Source organism: Burkholderia sp. WSM2230 (assembly GCF_000472445.1).
In the GTDB taxonomy this organism is placed as follows: domain Bacteria; phylum Pseudomonadota; class Gammaproteobacteria; order Burkholderiales; family Burkholderiaceae; genus Paraburkholderia.
Genome location: NZ_AXAJ01000001.1, coordinates 169,748 through 184,251, shown reverse-complemented (window position 1 = coordinate 184,251; position 14,504 = coordinate 169,748). Strand labels below are relative to the sequence as shown.

The window sequence follows — 14,504 nt, the reverse complement described above, 5'->3', positions numbered from 1 at the left end:
GAGTGGCTCGTCCGAGAAAGTAAAAAATTTGCCAAACGTTTGCGAGCGAGCGGAAAAGCGCCCGCTTCGCATGAAGGGATGAGTAAGGCTATTTGCGAACACGTCGACACGTTAGGACACTTCCGCGTCGTCGCCGTAATCTGACGCCGCTCAAAACGCCTGAGCGCGCGAGCGCGGCATTTTGCCGCTAAACGGGGGACAGAGCCGGTGGGACAATCGGTCATTACCCCTGACATTGGCTCAGACATGCTTACTTCCACCGCTCTTGCCCACGCCGCCGATTCCGCGATTGCAACCGGCCCCGCCGTCAACGCGCCGCCGCGAACTAGCCGCCGGACGGCGCCGCGTGCCGCCGCGCGCACTCACACTCGCAGCGCCGCGCGCTGCTCGAGTTGCGCGATGCGGCAGCTCTGCATGCCGCAAGGTTTGTCGACCGAGGAACTGTCCAAACTCGAAACGCTGATCTGCTCGGCGCGTTCCGTCCATCGCGGCGAGGCGCTGTATCGCAGCGGCGATCGTTTCGACAATCTGTATGCGGTGCGCTCGGGTTCGATGAAAACCGTCATGGCGCACCGGGACGGGCGCGAGCAGGTCACGGGCTTGCGGCTCGCAGGCGAAGCGCTCGGACTCGACGGCATCAGCGAAGACCGGCATGCATGCAGCGCCGTCGCACTCGAGGACAGCACGGTGTGCATCGTGCCGTACACCGCGCTCAAGTCGCTGTGCCGCGAAATCGGCTCGATGCAGGAGCGCCTGCACAAGCTGCTCGGCGAGCAGATCGTGCGCGAAGCCGCCCAGATGATGGTGCTCGGCTCGCTCTCCGCCGACGAACGGGTCGCGGCTTTCCTGCTCGACGTGTCCGAGCGCAACGCGCAGCGCGGTTATTCGTCGGCCGAATTCAATCTGCGCATGACGCGCGAAGATATGGGCAGCTACCTCGGCATGACGCTCGAAACGGTGAGCCGCACACTGTCAAGATTTCAAAAACGCGGCCTGATCGACACGCAAGGCAAGCACATTCGTATCGTCGATCTGGACGGCTTGCGCCAGGTTTGAACCAGATCGGATGGGCACGGCCTGCACGGCCGCGCCCGTTCCCACGTTTTTCCGGTGAGCCTTTTGCCTTGGCATGCTATCTGCGAGCGGGTACAGTCTTTGTTTAGTCCGTCCCCCGCAAGGAGCCCGGCGAAATGTACCGCGATCCCGGTCCGCATCATCCGCTTGTCCAACGTCTGATCGACGCGCGTCAAGTCACAGACGCCCTCTTTTCCATCGTCAAGCCCGAGTTCCTGTACGAAAGACCGATCCGCGAGCGGCATCGGATCGTGTTTTATATCGGGCATCTCGAAGCTTTCGACCGTAATCTTTTCGATCAGCGTCTATTCGATCTGCCGGCATTCGATCCGCAGCTCGATCAGCTTTTCGCATTCGGCATCGACCCGGTCGACGGCGGCTTTCCCACCGATCAACCAGGCGATTGGCCTTCGCTCGATACCGTGCGCAACTACGGTGTGCATGCGCGCGAGCAGATCGACCGCGAAGTGCGGGCGCTGACCGACGCCGCGCGCGTCGAGGCGTCAGGGCAATTGCTGAACGTCGCGATCGAGCATCGCCTGATGCACGCGGAGACGCTTGCCTACATGCTTCATCAACTGCCGCTCGAGCAGAAACTGACCGAACTGCGTGAGCCTGTCATGACGGGACCCGGCCGCGTGAACAGCTTACCGCCCATGGTCAGCGTGCCGGCGGGTTCGGCCACGCTTGGCATGCCGCGCGACGGCGGCCGCTTTGGCTGGGACAACGAGTTCGGCGAATTGCAGGTGGACGTGCCGTCCTTCGAGATCGACCGCTATATGGTGACCAACAGCGCGTTTCGCGAGTTCATCGAGGCCGGCGGTTATCGCGAGCCAAAGTGGTGGTCGGAGCAGGACTGGGCATGGAAGGAAGCGGAGCACATCGAGCACCCGGCTTGCTGGTCGCGGCGCGCCGCGCACGGCCAAGCCGACGCATGGATATTGCGCACGATGTTCGACGAAGTACCCCTGCCGCTCGACTGGCCCGCATACGTCAGCCACGCCGAGGCAAGCGCGTATGCGCGCTGGGCGGGCAAGGCGCTGCCTACCGAAGCGCAATGGCAACGCGCCGCGCAGGGCGCGCCGCACACGGGCTCAGGCAACTTCGATTTCCGTCACTGGGATCCGCGACCGGTAGACGCTTATCCCGAGAACGTGAGCGCATTCGGCGTGGAAGGTCAGTTCGGCAACGGCTGGGAGTGGACCTCAACCTCGTTCGACCGCCTGCCGGGGTTCGAGCCTTTTCCGTTCTATCCTGGTTACTCTGCCAATTTCTTCGACGGGAAGCATTATGTGCTCAAGGGCGGCTCGGCTCGCACCGCACAGTGCATGTTGCGGCCGACGTTTCGCAACTGGTTTCAGCCGCATTATCAGTACGTTTATGCGGGGTTCCGTTGTGTCAGCGCGCAGAATCCCGTCGAATAGTTATCGGGCTTTAAATAAGGCAAAATGTCTTTGCCGTTTGCGCAACAATCGATTTAAATGGTTTAAAAAGCTGACAGGCAATTACCAATAATTCCAATTGAAACGCAATGAAAGAATGAACTGGCGGATCGACGTTGTCGCAAACTATTCTCCATGCTATTCTCGATTCGCCTGAGATTCCGAGCGCGTTTTAAAATCAGGCACTTGGGGCGTACTCGCGAGAGGGGTACGCCCCATTTCATTTGGGCGGCCAATAACGGCGCCGGCGGAAAATAAAATGAAAGTTAAAATCGGATGACGTCGCTAAAACACAACGCCGTAATACACTGAAAAATAGTTCTGGAATTTCTGCGCTATTCTCCGCCGCTCGATAGCAACCGCTATTGGATTCAGGAGATATTCAATGAAAAAATTCGTATTGTCGGGCCTCTCGCTCGCTCTTGCCGGCGCCGCGGGCGTCGCTCACGCGCAAAGCTCCGTGACTCTGTATGGCCTGATCGACACCGGCCTGACCTACACCAGCAACTCTGGCGGCAGCAGCAACTTCCAGCAGGCCAGTGGCGTGCTGAACGGCAATCGCTGGGGTCTGCGCGGCTCGGAGGAACTCGGCGGCGGCCTGAAGGCGGTCTTTGTGCTGGAAAACGGCTTCAATCTGTCGACGGGCAAGCTCGGTCAGAACAGCCGCGAGTTCGGCCGCCAGGCATTCGTCGGTCTGTCGAGCAACCAGTTCGGCACCGTTACGCTCGGCCGCCAGTACGACAGCGTGGTCGACTATCTCGGGCCGCTCGCGCTGAACGGTACGCAATATGGCGGCACGCTCGCGTCGCACCCGTATGACAACGACAACCTGAACAACTCGGTGCGCATCAACAACGCCGTGAAGTTCCAGAGCGTCGATTACAGCGGCTTCAAGTTGGGCGCGCTGTACGGCTTCTCGAATGCAGCCGGCAGCTTCGCCGACAGCCGCGCTTACAGCGTCGGTGCATCGTACGTGTTCGGCGGCCTGAAGGTCGCAGCGGGCTACCTGCAAATCAACGGCGCAGGTTCGTCGACCAACTCGAGCGGCGCGGTTGCGAGCGGCGATTCGACCTTCACGGCAGCGCGTCAGCGTACCTACGGCGCGGGCCTGAGCTACGCGTTCGGCCCCGCGAACGTCGGCCTCGTCGTGACGCAAACGCAACTGAACGGCGCGACCGCGATCGGTTCGTCGGCATCGGGTACGAGCAGCGGGCTGGCTCTGACCGGTGGCAGCGCGCGCTTCACGAACTATGAAGTGAACGGCCGTTATGCGTTGACGCCGGCGCTCTCGGTGTCGGGCGCTTACACGTTCACCGACGCGCGTCTTGACGGCGTGAGCCCGAAGTACCATCAGGTCACGCTGCAAACCGACTACGCCTTGTCCAAGCGTACCGACGTCTATGCTGAAGCCGCATATCAGCACGTCGGCAGCACGGGCAATTCGGGCATTACCGCCGACATCGTGGGCGTGAGCGCTTCGTCGACGAGCTCGCAAGTGGTTGGCACGGTCGGCATCCGTCACCGCTTCTAAGCCACGCATTACGCCTGCATGAGTGCCGTGACGAGCGGCACTTCGCAAAAAAGCCCGCATTTGCGGGCTTTTTTGGTTATCGCGCAAGGCTGCGCTCGCGCTCAGCTACGGGGCCGGCGGGCAGCAAGCGCCATCAGCACGGCACAACGAAGAACCTGAGAGTGTCTACGATTAAAACGAAGTGCCGATCTGAAACTGGAACTTCTGATACTTGTCGGTCGCGTGTTTGACGACAGGAAAGCCGAGAGAGAGTTTGAGCGGACCGATCGGCGAGATCCATTCGAGTCCTGCGCCGTAGCTATAGCGTAAGCCGTTTGCGCCGTTACTATTGCCCTCGTTGCCCCAAACGTTGCCGGCATCGAGGAAAGTAAATACGCGCAAAGTTCTATCCCATCCGGTGCCGGGAAGTGGGAACGTCATTTCCACATTTGCAACGACCATTCGCGAGCCGCCGATTGGATCACCGGTCGTCTTGTCGGTCGGGCCGAGCGAGCCGGATTCGTAGCCACGCACAGAGCCGATGCCGCCCGCGTAGTAGTTCTTGAAGATCGGATAGGCCTTGCCGGCAAAGCCGTTGCCGTAGCCGCCCTGAAGGTTCAGCCCGAGAATGAAGCCGCGCGAGAAAGAGTAGTAGTACTGCGCCTGAACGTCGGTCTTGTAGTACTCAGTGCCACCCGCCGGCGTACCGATTTCGCTATTGGCCTGCAAGAAATAGCCGCGGCTCGGCACCAGTGCGCTGTCGCGATTGTCGCGTGCCCAGCCCGCTGTAATCGGTACATTGTTGACCACGTTTCCGAATTCGGTCACGTAGTCCTTGTAGCTCTGAGGTGTCGACGAATCGATGCTTAGCCGGTTCTGTTCGAGGCCCAGACCGAAATACACTGTGTCGGCTTCCGAGAACGGAATTCCAAACTTCAAATCGGCTCCCACAGTAACGATCTTGAAGCTCGTATCGGTGTAGTAATAGAGCGGATAGCTGGTGCGGTAATAGACATCGGTAATGCGCTTGATGCCGTCTACCGTGAAGTAGGGATCGGTCTGCGTGAGCGAAAGCGTACGGTATGTTTTCGCCGTGTTCACATTCAACGCGAGGCTCGTACCGGAGCCGAACACGTTGTCCTGCGAAATCCCGGCAGAGAGCACCACTTTATCTGTCGATGAAAAGCCCGCGCCCAATGTGATTGCACCTGTCGGCTTCTCGTTGACCTTGACGTCCACGTCCACCTGATCGGGCGAGCCTTCCACCGGAACGGTTGTTACATCCACGTCGGTGAAATAGCCGAGGCGATTGACGCGGTCTTTAGAGAGCATGAGGCGATTGGAGTCGAACCACGAGCTCTCCAACTGGCGCATTTCGCGGCGCACCACTTCGTCGCGCGTGCGCGTGTTGCCGGTCACGTTGATGTGGCGTACGTAGACGCGCCGGCTTGGGTCCACCTGCAGCGTGAGGTCGACGGTATGGTGCTGCTGGTCGATTTTCGGCAATGCATTAACCGTGGCGAACGCGTAGCCATATTCACCGAGCTTGTCCACGACAGCCTTTGTCGCGGCCTGCAGTTTCTCGGCAGAAAAGCGTTCACCGGGTTTAATGTTCACGAGCTTCGTGAGTTCGGCTTCACGATCGAGCAGATTGCCCGCGAGCTTGATTGAAGAAATGGTGTACGGCTCGCCTTCGTGCAGGGTGACAGTCAGATACATCTCCTTCTTGTCAGGCGTCAACGATACCTGCGTCGACTCGATATTGAACTCCAGATAGCCACGATCCAGATAGTAAGAGCGCACGTGTTCCAGATCGCCGGTGAGTTTGTCCTTTGCATACAGATCGTTCTTCGTGTACCAGGAAAACCAGTTCGGCGTAGACAGCTGCATTTCGTCGCGCAAAGTGTCAGTGCTGAATGTGCTATTGCCGATGAAATTGATCTGCCTGATCTTCGCGCTCGGCCCTTCCGCTACCGAAAAAAGAATGGCGACGCGATGGCGGTCAATTGGCGTAGTAGTCGTTGTCACTTCAGCGGCGTAGTAGCCGCGCGTCAGATACTGGCGCTTCAATTCCTGTTCCGCCTTGTCGACGAGCGCTCTGTCGTAAGAGCGGCCCTGCGACAGACCGACGGCCCGAAGCGCTTTCGTCAAATTCTCCTTGTCGAATTCGTGGATGCCCGCGAAGTCGATCGTACCGACCGCCGGCCTTTCCTGTACGTGCACTGTGACGATATTACCCTCTGTCGAAATGCGCACGTCGTTGAAAAAACCAGTGGCATAAAGCGCGCGAATCGATTCGGAAGCCTTATCGTCCGTGAATGTCTGCCCTTGCTTGATTGGCAGATAGGCGAAGAGTGTCCCGGGTTCGATGCGTTGCAGGCCTTCGATTTTGATGTCCTGCACGACGAACGGCTCGGCGGCGTGAGCCGGGCCGGTTGCCAGCGTGATGCCGGCGAATGAAAGCGCGCCTGCTAGCCGGCTGGTCAAAGCTTGGAAATTCATCTTGGTTTTCGGTCCTGATGCGGCGCGCAAAGCGCAGATGGGAACGCTCGAAGGCAAGCGGCGCATTCGAAACGAGGGTCTTTGGCTCTGGAAAGCGCGAAGTATAGGGACGTGTGCCGCGGCTATCGTTACTGGAAACTTTCCGCACCTTAAGGTTGCCGGTGTGTGCAATGTGCCGGTGCGCCGTGCCTTATGTGTTTGCGCGGCATGAGTGGGAAATAATGCGTTACAGAACCGAAGCAAGCGTAGTGGGCGTGTAACCCAGCGGCGTGCTCTCGCTGCTATCTTCAGATCGTCGATTCCGCTACCGGCGTAACGCGATTAGGAGAGTTGGTCATGATGGAATTTTTCTCACCGGCCGTTTTTGCGGCAATCCTGCGCGTCAGTTCGACGCCGATCTTTTCGGTGCGCCTCGCCACGGCGTCATTGTTTGTCCGGCACGAAAGGCCGCGCAATCCAACGAACACCGTGGATCGCGCCAGCAATGCGCGGGAGGATGCGACCCGTGTCTGACGTCTCCTTCATGCTGAATTCGATTACCGACATGCAGTTGACGGCGGATGGTCAATACCTGCTGATTCACGGAAATCAGCCCACTGCGGCACTGCATCGCTCGGTGCTCAACGATCTGCTCGTGGCCCTGCCGAATGCCATCGAACACGCGGACCGCGTGGCACACAACAATCAGGACATGGGCTTCGCGCTGCACTGTCAGGGTTGGGAAGTCGGCAGGCTCAATGGAATGGAAATGGTCGTGATCCGCTTCCGCCTGTCTGCTAATGCAGGTCTCTCGTTCTCATTGCCGGCCGAGCAGATCCCTTATCTGCTCCAGGCGCTCGGCGGCGTGGTGGCCGCGAGCGAGCCTCGGGCCGGTGACGTGACGCTCCAGTAGCGGAGTCATTTTCTGGCGCGCCGTCCGCGCGCGGAACCGGGTTCCTCATGCGTCGCTGCATCGCTGCGTCCTTTATCCTTTCCGATCGTTATTTCTTTTGAAACTACGCAGTGTATTTCTATGTATTCGCTTGAAGCCGCTCGTTTCTTTCATGCTATGCACAGCGGGCTATGTGCCGCTCGCCGCGTATGCTCAATTGAGCGGCGCGGCCGCTCTGCCGGAATCGGTTGACGGCGTGTGGGGCTTGCGGCTCGCACCGCAATTGACCGAACAGACCTTGCGCGCGGGCGATAAGCCCGCCATGTCGGCTATTGCCGATTCGATAACGACTACCAGGGACACAGACGTATCGCTGAAGGGTCACGCGCAGTTGCGGCGCAATGTGTCTATCGTGAAGGGCGACGCGTTGCATTACGACGTCGATACTGACAAAGCCGATGCCTACGGCAATGTGCAGCTCGTCCAGAACGGCAACGTGTTCGACGGGCCGGACGCGCATTTCTACGTGGAAGCGAATGAAGGCTATATCAGCGTGCCGAAGTACCGCTTTCACCTAACGGGCGGATGGGGCAGCGCGCAGCGCATCGATCTTCTGGATAAAGAGCGCACGGTGGTGCGGCGCGGCACGTACAGCACGTGTCAATGCGAGTCGGAGCCTGCCTGGTACGTGAAGGCATCCGAGTTCGACATGGACAGCGGTAACGACGAGGGCATTGCCCACAACGGCGTGCTGTTCTTCCGGGGGGTGCCGCTTCTCGCGAGTCCCTGGCTTTCTTTTCCTTTGTCGGGAGCGCGGCGCAGCGGTTTACTGCCGCCGACCTTCTCAATGAGCTCAACCGACGGCGTGGATGTTGCGCTGCCGTACTACTTCAACCTCGCGCCGAATTACGATCTCACACTGACACCGCGCATCATGACTCGTAGAGGTGAGATGCTGACTGCGGACTACCGCTACCTGCGGCCAAACGATTCGGGCTCGATTTCGATTGCGTGGCTGCCGCATGATGCAATCACCAACACACAGCGCTATTCGATCGCGTTGAATCAGCACTGGAATCTGGGCTCCGGCTTTGGCGCATACGTCGACTACAACCGCGTCTCCGACTCCACGGTCGTGACCGATCTTGCATCGGGCGTCGCGTTTCCCACGGGTTCGACCACGCTCTATCAGCAGGAAGCCGGGCTGACCTATTCCAATGGGCCGTGGAGCGTGCTTGCACGCGAGCAGCGCTGGCAGTCGTTTTCCAGCGACTCGACATACAACCGCGAGCCCCAGGTAAACGTGCATTATGCGCGCTACGACGTAGGCGGCTTCGACTTCGGCGCGGAAGCGGACGCCACGCGCTTCACGATCTCGTCGTCGGATATGACGCAGGGGAACCGCTTCGTCTTCAATCCCTACGTGAGCTATCCGATAGAACGACCGGGATGGTTCATCACACCGAAGCTCGCCTGGCATTTTGCTGCGTACGATCTCACGTCGATAGGGACGGACGTGCCCGCCGGCGAGCCCAAGTCGTTCAGCGTCAATGTGCCGACGTTCAGCCTCGATTCGGGCATGCGCTTTGAGCGAAGCGTGCGGCTCTTCGGGCAGTCGTACATCCAGACGCTCGAGCCACGCCTCTTCTATGTCTACACGCCTTATCGCAATCAGGCATATGTGCCGCTATTCGATACTGCCGCGGCCGATTTCGGACTCACAGAACTCTTCATGGCGAATAGCTTTGTCGGCAATGACAGAGTGTCCGATTCGAACCGCGCGACGGCCGCATTGACCACGCGTTTTATCGATCCCGCAAGCGGCGATGAGCGCGCGCGTTTTATTCTCGCGCAGCAATACGACTTTCGCACGCCGCGCGTGACGTTGCAGGCCGATGACGCAATCAGTACGGTTGCGCGTACCGGCATTATTGCGGGCGCGTCGTACAAAGTCGGTCCGGACATAAGCGCCGAGCAGGCGGTCGAGTACAGCCAGGCAAATCATTACCTCACGCATGCCGAAGCCGGGTTCGGCTGGGCACCCGGCGCGCACCAGGTGCTGAACATGGCGTACCGCTATACGCGTGCAAATAGTACGCTGGATTATCAGCCGGTCAATCAGTTCATTGTCTCCGGGCAATGGCCGCTTGCACGCAATGTGGTGAGTGTGGCGCGCGTCAATTACGACATGAGCGCGCATCGGCTGATTGCCGGATTGCTCGGGCTGCAATATGAGGCGGACTGCTGGTCATTGGGCGTGGCATTTGAAAAGTACACCAATGCAACCAGCTCGACTACTTCGCCGAGTACCGGAACGCGCGTCCTGATGCAGCTACAGCTCAAGGGCTTTTCGCAGGTCGATAACGGGCTGCTCAATCAATTTCGCGCGAGTGTACCGGGCTATACGCCGACGTCGACAGTGGACGAGCCCACGTCGCGATTCAGCGATTATCCATGAGCAGCGCCGACGCCGCACGTGTCGAAAAGAAATTCGCGATTGTGCGGGGGCGCTTTGAACCGGGAGCCACCGTTTCTGGAGTCGCCCGTCGCCCGAGACGAATGCAAATCAGGCAACGAATCGGAGCACTACCGGAACCACTGCGTGCGAAGCGCCACACCGGAATGGCGAGGCGTGGGCTGACGCGTCCTGCAATACGAAGTCCATCTGGTCAGCACGCGATTACCGATGAATCTTCGAGCGAAGCCGCTCCACTTCCCTATCGGATACGGGGTCCGCGTGGTTTCCCCACGCGTTTCGCACGAAACTCACCACCTCTGCGATCTGCGCGGACGTCAACTCACCATGAAAGCCAGGCATCTTCTGCGGCGCGGGTCCGGTTCGCGTCATCGGGCTCCTGCTTCCTTCGATCACGATGCGCAAGACAGACGTCGGATCCTTCGCGAGCACGAGTGGACTTCCGGCAAGCGCTGCGATCTTGCCCGGCTGACCACGTCCGTCGACCTCATGGCAACGCGCACAGAACGACAGGTAGATTCCCGCACCGTGACGCTCAACCTCGCCGGTTCCGAGCGTCCGCTCGGTTTGAACGCGTACGCGCTTGTCGTTGCTGTAGCTTCCATACGTTTGCTGCGGCGCAAGCGACTTGAGATAGACGGCGATAGCGTCCAGATCCGCGTCGGTCATGTACTGGGTGCTTTCCCCCACGACGGGAGCCATTGCGCCAAAGGCAATCGCGCCCGCACCGTGCCCGGTGCGCAGGAAGTCAGCGATATGGCGCGCAGACCACCGCCCAAGTCCGCTTCCCGGGTCGCCGGTGAGGTTGGGCGCAAGCCAATGGTCATTGACGCCTCCTGTGAGGTACCACGGCGATTTCTCGCTATAACCCAGTTCATTGTAGGCAGGACCGCGTGGCGTATGACAGGCGCCGCAGTGCCCAAGGCCCTGCACAAGATAGGCGCCCCGGTTCCACTGTGCCGTTTGCTTTGGACTGGGAGAAAACTCGTCGCGGTTGCCGAACAGCAAATTCCAGAAGGCCATGCCCCACCGTTGATTGAACGGAAACGGCAATTCCGTCTGCGGCGCGCGCTTTGCCACGGGAGTCACGCCGTGCATCAGATATGCATACAGCGCGGCGACATCGTCGTCGGTCATGTTCGCAAACGAGGGATAAGGCATGGCAGGGTAAAGCCGCTTGCCGTCGCGACGCTTGCCATAGCGCAATGCATCGGAGAACTCCTTTAACGTGTACTGCCCGATGCCAAGCGTGGGATCCGGCGTGATGTTGCTTGCGTAAATCGGACCTAACGGCGAATTGACCGGCATTCCTCCGCCCAACGGCGTATGGTCGGCAGCATCGTGGCACGCGCTGCAATCGCCCGCTTTCGCCAGGTATTCGCCACGAGCAACGAGTTTCGGATCGCTGGTCACCGGCGACTGCGCGGTAACGTTAGAGGGAAGATGATCCTCTTCGCCCCCGCTGCAGCCGCCAAGAGCGAAAGCCAGTGCGAGCATCAGCATAACGGTGAGGCGTTTTGCATTCGTCGGCGTGTTCATATCAATGCCATTGACTGCAGGAGACGAGGAATACTTCTGCGAGCATCGTGAACACGAGGCCGACAACGAATCCACAGCCGATCAAAGCGCTACAGAGGGCGATGAAACGCTTGCGGCCAACTTCCTCTTCTTCCCGGGAAGACTTTTCTCCCGACACCTGATACTTGCGCCGTTCGTTGATGCGCTTTTGGCGTCGTTGCAACAGGAGGAAGCCGTAGGTCGCCAGCCCCGCGCAAACGATCGAGATCACAAGCGCCGCGATGGACGCGCCATAGAGCCACGCGTGCAAGTACCAGACGCCAGGAGCGTCGAGCGGCGTCGTGATTGCGTCGCAGGTCTGGGCAGAAATCGTCTCGGAGATAATGACCTGCAGCAGCCACGCACCCGGAGAAAGAAAGAATCCTGCGCCCGCGCACCACGCAAGGCGCCGTCTCTCCGCCTCGGTCAACCGCTCATCGCTGGGAACGGATGTTTGCATCACTGGCCCCTGAGCCAGAACGGCGTCACATACAGCGCGGTAAAGATGAACAGCCAGATAACATCGACGAAGTGCCAGTAGAGCCCGCCGATCCGCATCGGCGCGTTGCGCTCCTTGTCGAAATAGCCAAGCGCAATCCAGAGCGCGAGCAGCACCAGGATCACCAGCCCAACCAGAACGTGCGCCAGATGGAAACCGGTGATCGTGAAATACAGCGACCCATAGAGATGCGCGGTGACTCCGTAAGGATGGTCATGCCATTCCTTCAACTGAATACCGACGAAAAGGCAGCCGAGCACAATGGCGACGATCATCCAGGTTAGCGCGAGCCATCGCCTGCTCTTCCTGACTGCGCGCTCGGACAGCCACGCAAAGACGCTGCTCAGTATGAGGACGCTCGTGCTCATACCACCGACGCCGATCTTCGGCATGCCTTCGGGTGGCCACGCCAGTCGCGTTTGCGATTGCGAGTAGAAGTAACTGAAGAGCAGATAGCCGAAGAGGCTTGCCTCCGTGACGACAAGAGCAAGCACACCCCACCAGCCACCGGAGTGTTCACCGGCACTGCCAACGGGAAGTGCGTCCTGCTCGCGCGCCGTTCGGGCAGAAACCGCCTGCTTCGGCGTGGGTGGCTCACGTTGCGCCAGCGAGCGACGCGGCCACATCCAGGCGATCATCGCCGCACCGCAAGCGGCGAAGGCAGCGATGGTAAACACCGGCGAGCGAAGCAGCATCCCAAGAAACACAAGCGCTGCAAACAGCCCGAGAAAGAACGGCGACCACGCGTCTTCCGGCATCTTGAGGATGACGTCTGGCTTGCCGCTGAAAGGGTGAACGCCGAGTGCCTCCCTGCCTCTATGCAGCAGATACCCTTCCTCCAGGCTTGATTGCCGTCCGGACGGTTGCAGACGCTCTTCCCACATGGGATGACGGGACTCGACAACGGGCAGAACCGCGAAGTTGTACGCCGGCGGCGGCGACGCCACGGACCACTCCAGGCCCGGCGCATCCCAGGGATTGGGCGGCGCTTTCCTTCCGCGCCGTGCGGATATCAGTGCATTAATGGCGAAGAGCAGCACGCCGATGCCCAACGCGAAGGACCCGGCGGTCGTAATCAGATTGGAGGTATCCCATCCCATTCCCTCGGGGTACGTGTAAATGCGGCGCGGCATTCCAAGAAGGCCCGATATGTGCATCGGAAAGAAGCCAACGTTGAAACCTGCAAAGACGGTCCAGAACGCGACCTTTCCAAGCCGCTCGTTCATGAGACGCCCGGTGAACTTGGGGAACCAGTACGTAATACCGCCGAGCACCGGGAAGACGTTGATCCCCAACAGTACGTAGTGCAAGTGTGCAACGATGAAGTACGTCTCGTTGAGCTGCCAGTCGAGCGGCACGGCGGCTGTCATGACGCCTGACACTCCGCCCACCACGAACATCAGCACGAAGCTCGCGAAGTAAAGAAACGGCACAGTGAACACAGGCCGTCCAGTCCATATTGTCGCGATCCATGCGAAAACCGCGACGGCGCTCGGGATCGAAATCAGCACGCTTGCCGCGCCGAAAAACGCCAGCGCAAGCGGCGCAATGCCAGTCGCGAACATGTGGTGAATCCACACTTCAAAGCCGATGATCATGGTCGCCACCGTCGACATGGCGACGGCCGCGTAAGCAACGAGCGGGCGCCTGCAGAAGGTAGGTAACGCGTCGGACACAATGCCCATTGCGGGCAAAACCACCACATACACCCACGGATGCGCAAACATCCAGAACAGGTGCTGCCACAACAGCGGGCGGCCATCGGCGGCCACATCGAAAAAGTGCGTGCCGATGTTGCGGTCCATCCACAGAAGGAAGAACGCCAGGCTCACGGCCGGCACTGCAAAGAGATTGGCGAATGAAGCGGTGAGCGTTCCCCACACGATGACAGGCAGCCGATCCACCGACATGCCGACCGCTCGCATACGAAACAGTGTCACGACGAAGTTGACCGCGCCGACGGTGGTAGATATGCCGAGCAGCACCATTCCAAGCGAATACACGTCGATGTTCGGACCACGGTTGTATTCGATCGACGAGAACGGTACATAGTTGAACCAGCCCGCATTGGGTGCCTGGCCCAATGGGAAACTGCAATAGAGAAATACGCCGGCAAACAGGAAGATCCAGTATGACAGCGCATTGAGGCGCGGAAACGCCATGTCGCGAGAGCCGAGCATGAGCGGCCAGAGAAAGTTTGCAAAGCCGCTCAGCACCGGCAACGCGTAAAGGAAGATCATCGTTACGCCGTGCATCGTGAAAAGCTGCGCATACTGCTCCGGGGTCAGCAGCGTCTCGTTGGGTCGCGCCAGTTGCAGGCGCATGAGCAGCGCTTCGGCACCGCCAATCAGGAGAAAGACAAACGCCGTGACGATGTAACGCAAGCCGATTTTCTTGTGATCCACGGTAGTAATGAAACCGCGCCAACCTCCTTCGCCTTCCCATGTCTCGCGCAGGCGTTGCTCGGCTTCGGAACCTTGCGGCGCGCTACCAAATTCCGGCTCGCGCCGGAAAGCGACCTGCCCGGGCTGCCCGCCGCTGTAATCGCTGTAATCACTCGTTGCGGACATCGC

At 59.6% G+C, this 14,504-nt stretch carries 10 protein-coding genes; 6 read left to right on the top strand and 4 right to left on the bottom strand.

What is annotated here, in order from left to right; translation table 11 throughout:
• Nucleotides 1-399: 399 nt before the first annotated feature.
• From A3AC_RS0100805 to A3AC_RS0100795, 3 genes are all read left to right on the top strand, one after another.
• Nucleotides 400-1,056, top strand: a complete 657-nt coding sequence (locus tag A3AC_RS0100805; RefSeq protein WP_025596570.1) for a helix-turn-helix domain-containing protein — start codon at nt 400-402, stop codon at nt 1,054-1,056.
• A gap of 134 nt (nt 1,057-1,190) precedes the next feature.
• Nucleotides 1,191-2,498: an SUMF1/EgtB/PvdO family nonheme iron enzyme gene (locus A3AC_RS0100800; protein ID WP_025596569.1), complete on the top strand. Its 1,308-nt coding sequence runs from the start codon at nt 1,191-1,193 to the stop codon at nt 2,496-2,498.
• Nucleotides 2,499-2,901: 403 nt separating this feature from the next.
• A complete protein-coding gene (locus A3AC_RS0100795) occupies nt 2,902-4,047 on the top strand; it encodes a porin (RefSeq protein WP_025596568.1) in 1,146 nt (381 codons plus the stop codon).
• Between the two features lie 171 nt (nt 4,048-4,218).
• Here the strand turns inward: A3AC_RS0100795 and bamA are convergent, their stop codons facing one another.
• Complete coding sequence (gene bamA, locus A3AC_RS0100790) at nt 4,219-6,528, bottom strand: outer membrane protein assembly factor BamA (protein WP_025596567.1); 2,310 nt, start codon at nt 6,526-6,528, stop codon at nt 4,219-4,221.
• 336 nt (nt 6,529-6,864) lie between these two features.
• On the opposite strand from bamA, the gene A3AC_RS30590 reads away from it, so the two are divergent.
• The 3 genes from A3AC_RS30590 to A3AC_RS0100775 all read left to right on the top strand — a co-directional run bounded on the left by A3AC_RS30590 (nt 6,865) and on the right by A3AC_RS0100775 (nt 9,857).
• Nucleotides 6,865-7,041: a hypothetical protein gene (locus tag A3AC_RS30590; protein WP_198017957.1), complete on the top strand. Its 177-nt coding sequence runs from the start codon at nt 6,865-6,867 to the stop codon at nt 7,039-7,041.
• Nucleotides 7,034-7,420 (top strand): hypothetical protein, encoded by a 387-nt coding sequence (locus tag A3AC_RS0100780; RefSeq protein WP_025596566.1) that lies wholly within the window; start codon nt 7,034-7,036, stop codon nt 7,418-7,420. Before A3AC_RS30590 ends, A3AC_RS0100780 begins: the two co-directional genes overlap by 8 nt.
• Nucleotides 7,421-7,571: 151 nt before the next feature.
• A complete protein-coding gene (locus tag A3AC_RS0100775) occupies nt 7,572-9,857 on the top strand; it encodes an LPS-assembly protein LptD (protein WP_025596565.1) in 2,286 nt (761 codons plus the stop codon).
• Nucleotides 9,858-10,079: 222 nt separating this feature from the next.
• Here A3AC_RS0100775 and A3AC_RS0100770 read toward each other — a convergent pair whose 3' ends face one another.
• The 3 genes from A3AC_RS0100770 to ctaD are packed head-to-tail and all read right to left on the bottom strand — an operon-like array spanning nt 10,080 to nt 14,501.
• Nucleotides 10,080-11,414, bottom strand: a complete 1,335-nt coding sequence (locus A3AC_RS0100770) for a cytochrome c (RefSeq protein ID WP_025596564.1) — start codon at nt 11,412-11,414, stop codon at nt 10,080-10,082.
• Nucleotide 11,415: 1 nt separating this feature from the next.
• Complete coding sequence (locus tag A3AC_RS0100765; RefSeq protein WP_025596563.1) at nt 11,416-11,892, bottom strand: hypothetical protein; 477 nt, start codon at nt 11,890-11,892, stop codon at nt 11,416-11,418.
• The gene (gene ctaD, locus A3AC_RS0100760; protein WP_025596562.1) at nt 11,892-14,501 is read right to left on the bottom strand and encodes a cytochrome c oxidase subunit I; all 2,610 of its coding nucleotides are present in this window, start codon (nt 14,499-14,501) and stop codon (nt 11,892-11,894) included. Before ctaD ends, A3AC_RS0100765 begins: the two co-directional genes overlap by 1 nt.
• Nucleotides 14,502-14,504: the final 3 nt, after the last annotated feature.

Bases quoted from the DNA above. Each gene is read 5' to 3' on its own strand.
- A3AC_RS30590 (WP_198017957.1), top strand. From the start codon at position 6,865: ATGATGGAATTTTTCTCACCGGCCGTTTTTGCGGCAATCCTGCGCGTC.
- A3AC_RS0100775 (WP_025596565.1), top strand. From the start codon at position 7,572: ATGCTATGCACAGCGGGCTATGTGCCGCTCGCCGCGTATGCTCAATTG.
- bamA (WP_025596567.1), bottom strand. From the start codon at position 6,528: ATGAATTTCCAAGCTTTGACCAGCCGGCTAGCAGGCGCGCTTTCATTC.
- A3AC_RS0100800 (WP_025596569.1), top strand. From the start codon at position 1,191: ATGTACCGCGATCCCGGTCCGCATCATCCGCTTGTCCAACGTCTGATC.
- A3AC_RS0100770 (WP_025596564.1), bottom strand. From the start codon at position 11,414: ATGAACACGCCGACGAATGCAAAACGCCTCACCGTTATGCTGATGCTC.
- A3AC_RS0100765 (WP_025596563.1), bottom strand. From the start codon at position 11,892: ATGCAAACATCCGTTCCCAGCGATGAGCGGTTGACCGAGGCGGAGAGA.
- ctaD (WP_025596562.1), bottom strand. From the start codon at position 14,501: ATGTCCGCAACGAGTGATTACAGCGATTACAGCGGCGGGCAGCCCGGG.
- A3AC_RS0100795 (WP_025596568.1), top strand. From the start codon at position 2,902: ATGAAAAAATTCGTATTGTCGGGCCTCTCGCTCGCTCTTGCCGGCGCC.
- A3AC_RS0100805 (WP_025596570.1), top strand. From the start codon at position 400: ATGCGGCAGCTCTGCATGCCGCAAGGTTTGTCGACCGAGGAACTGTCC.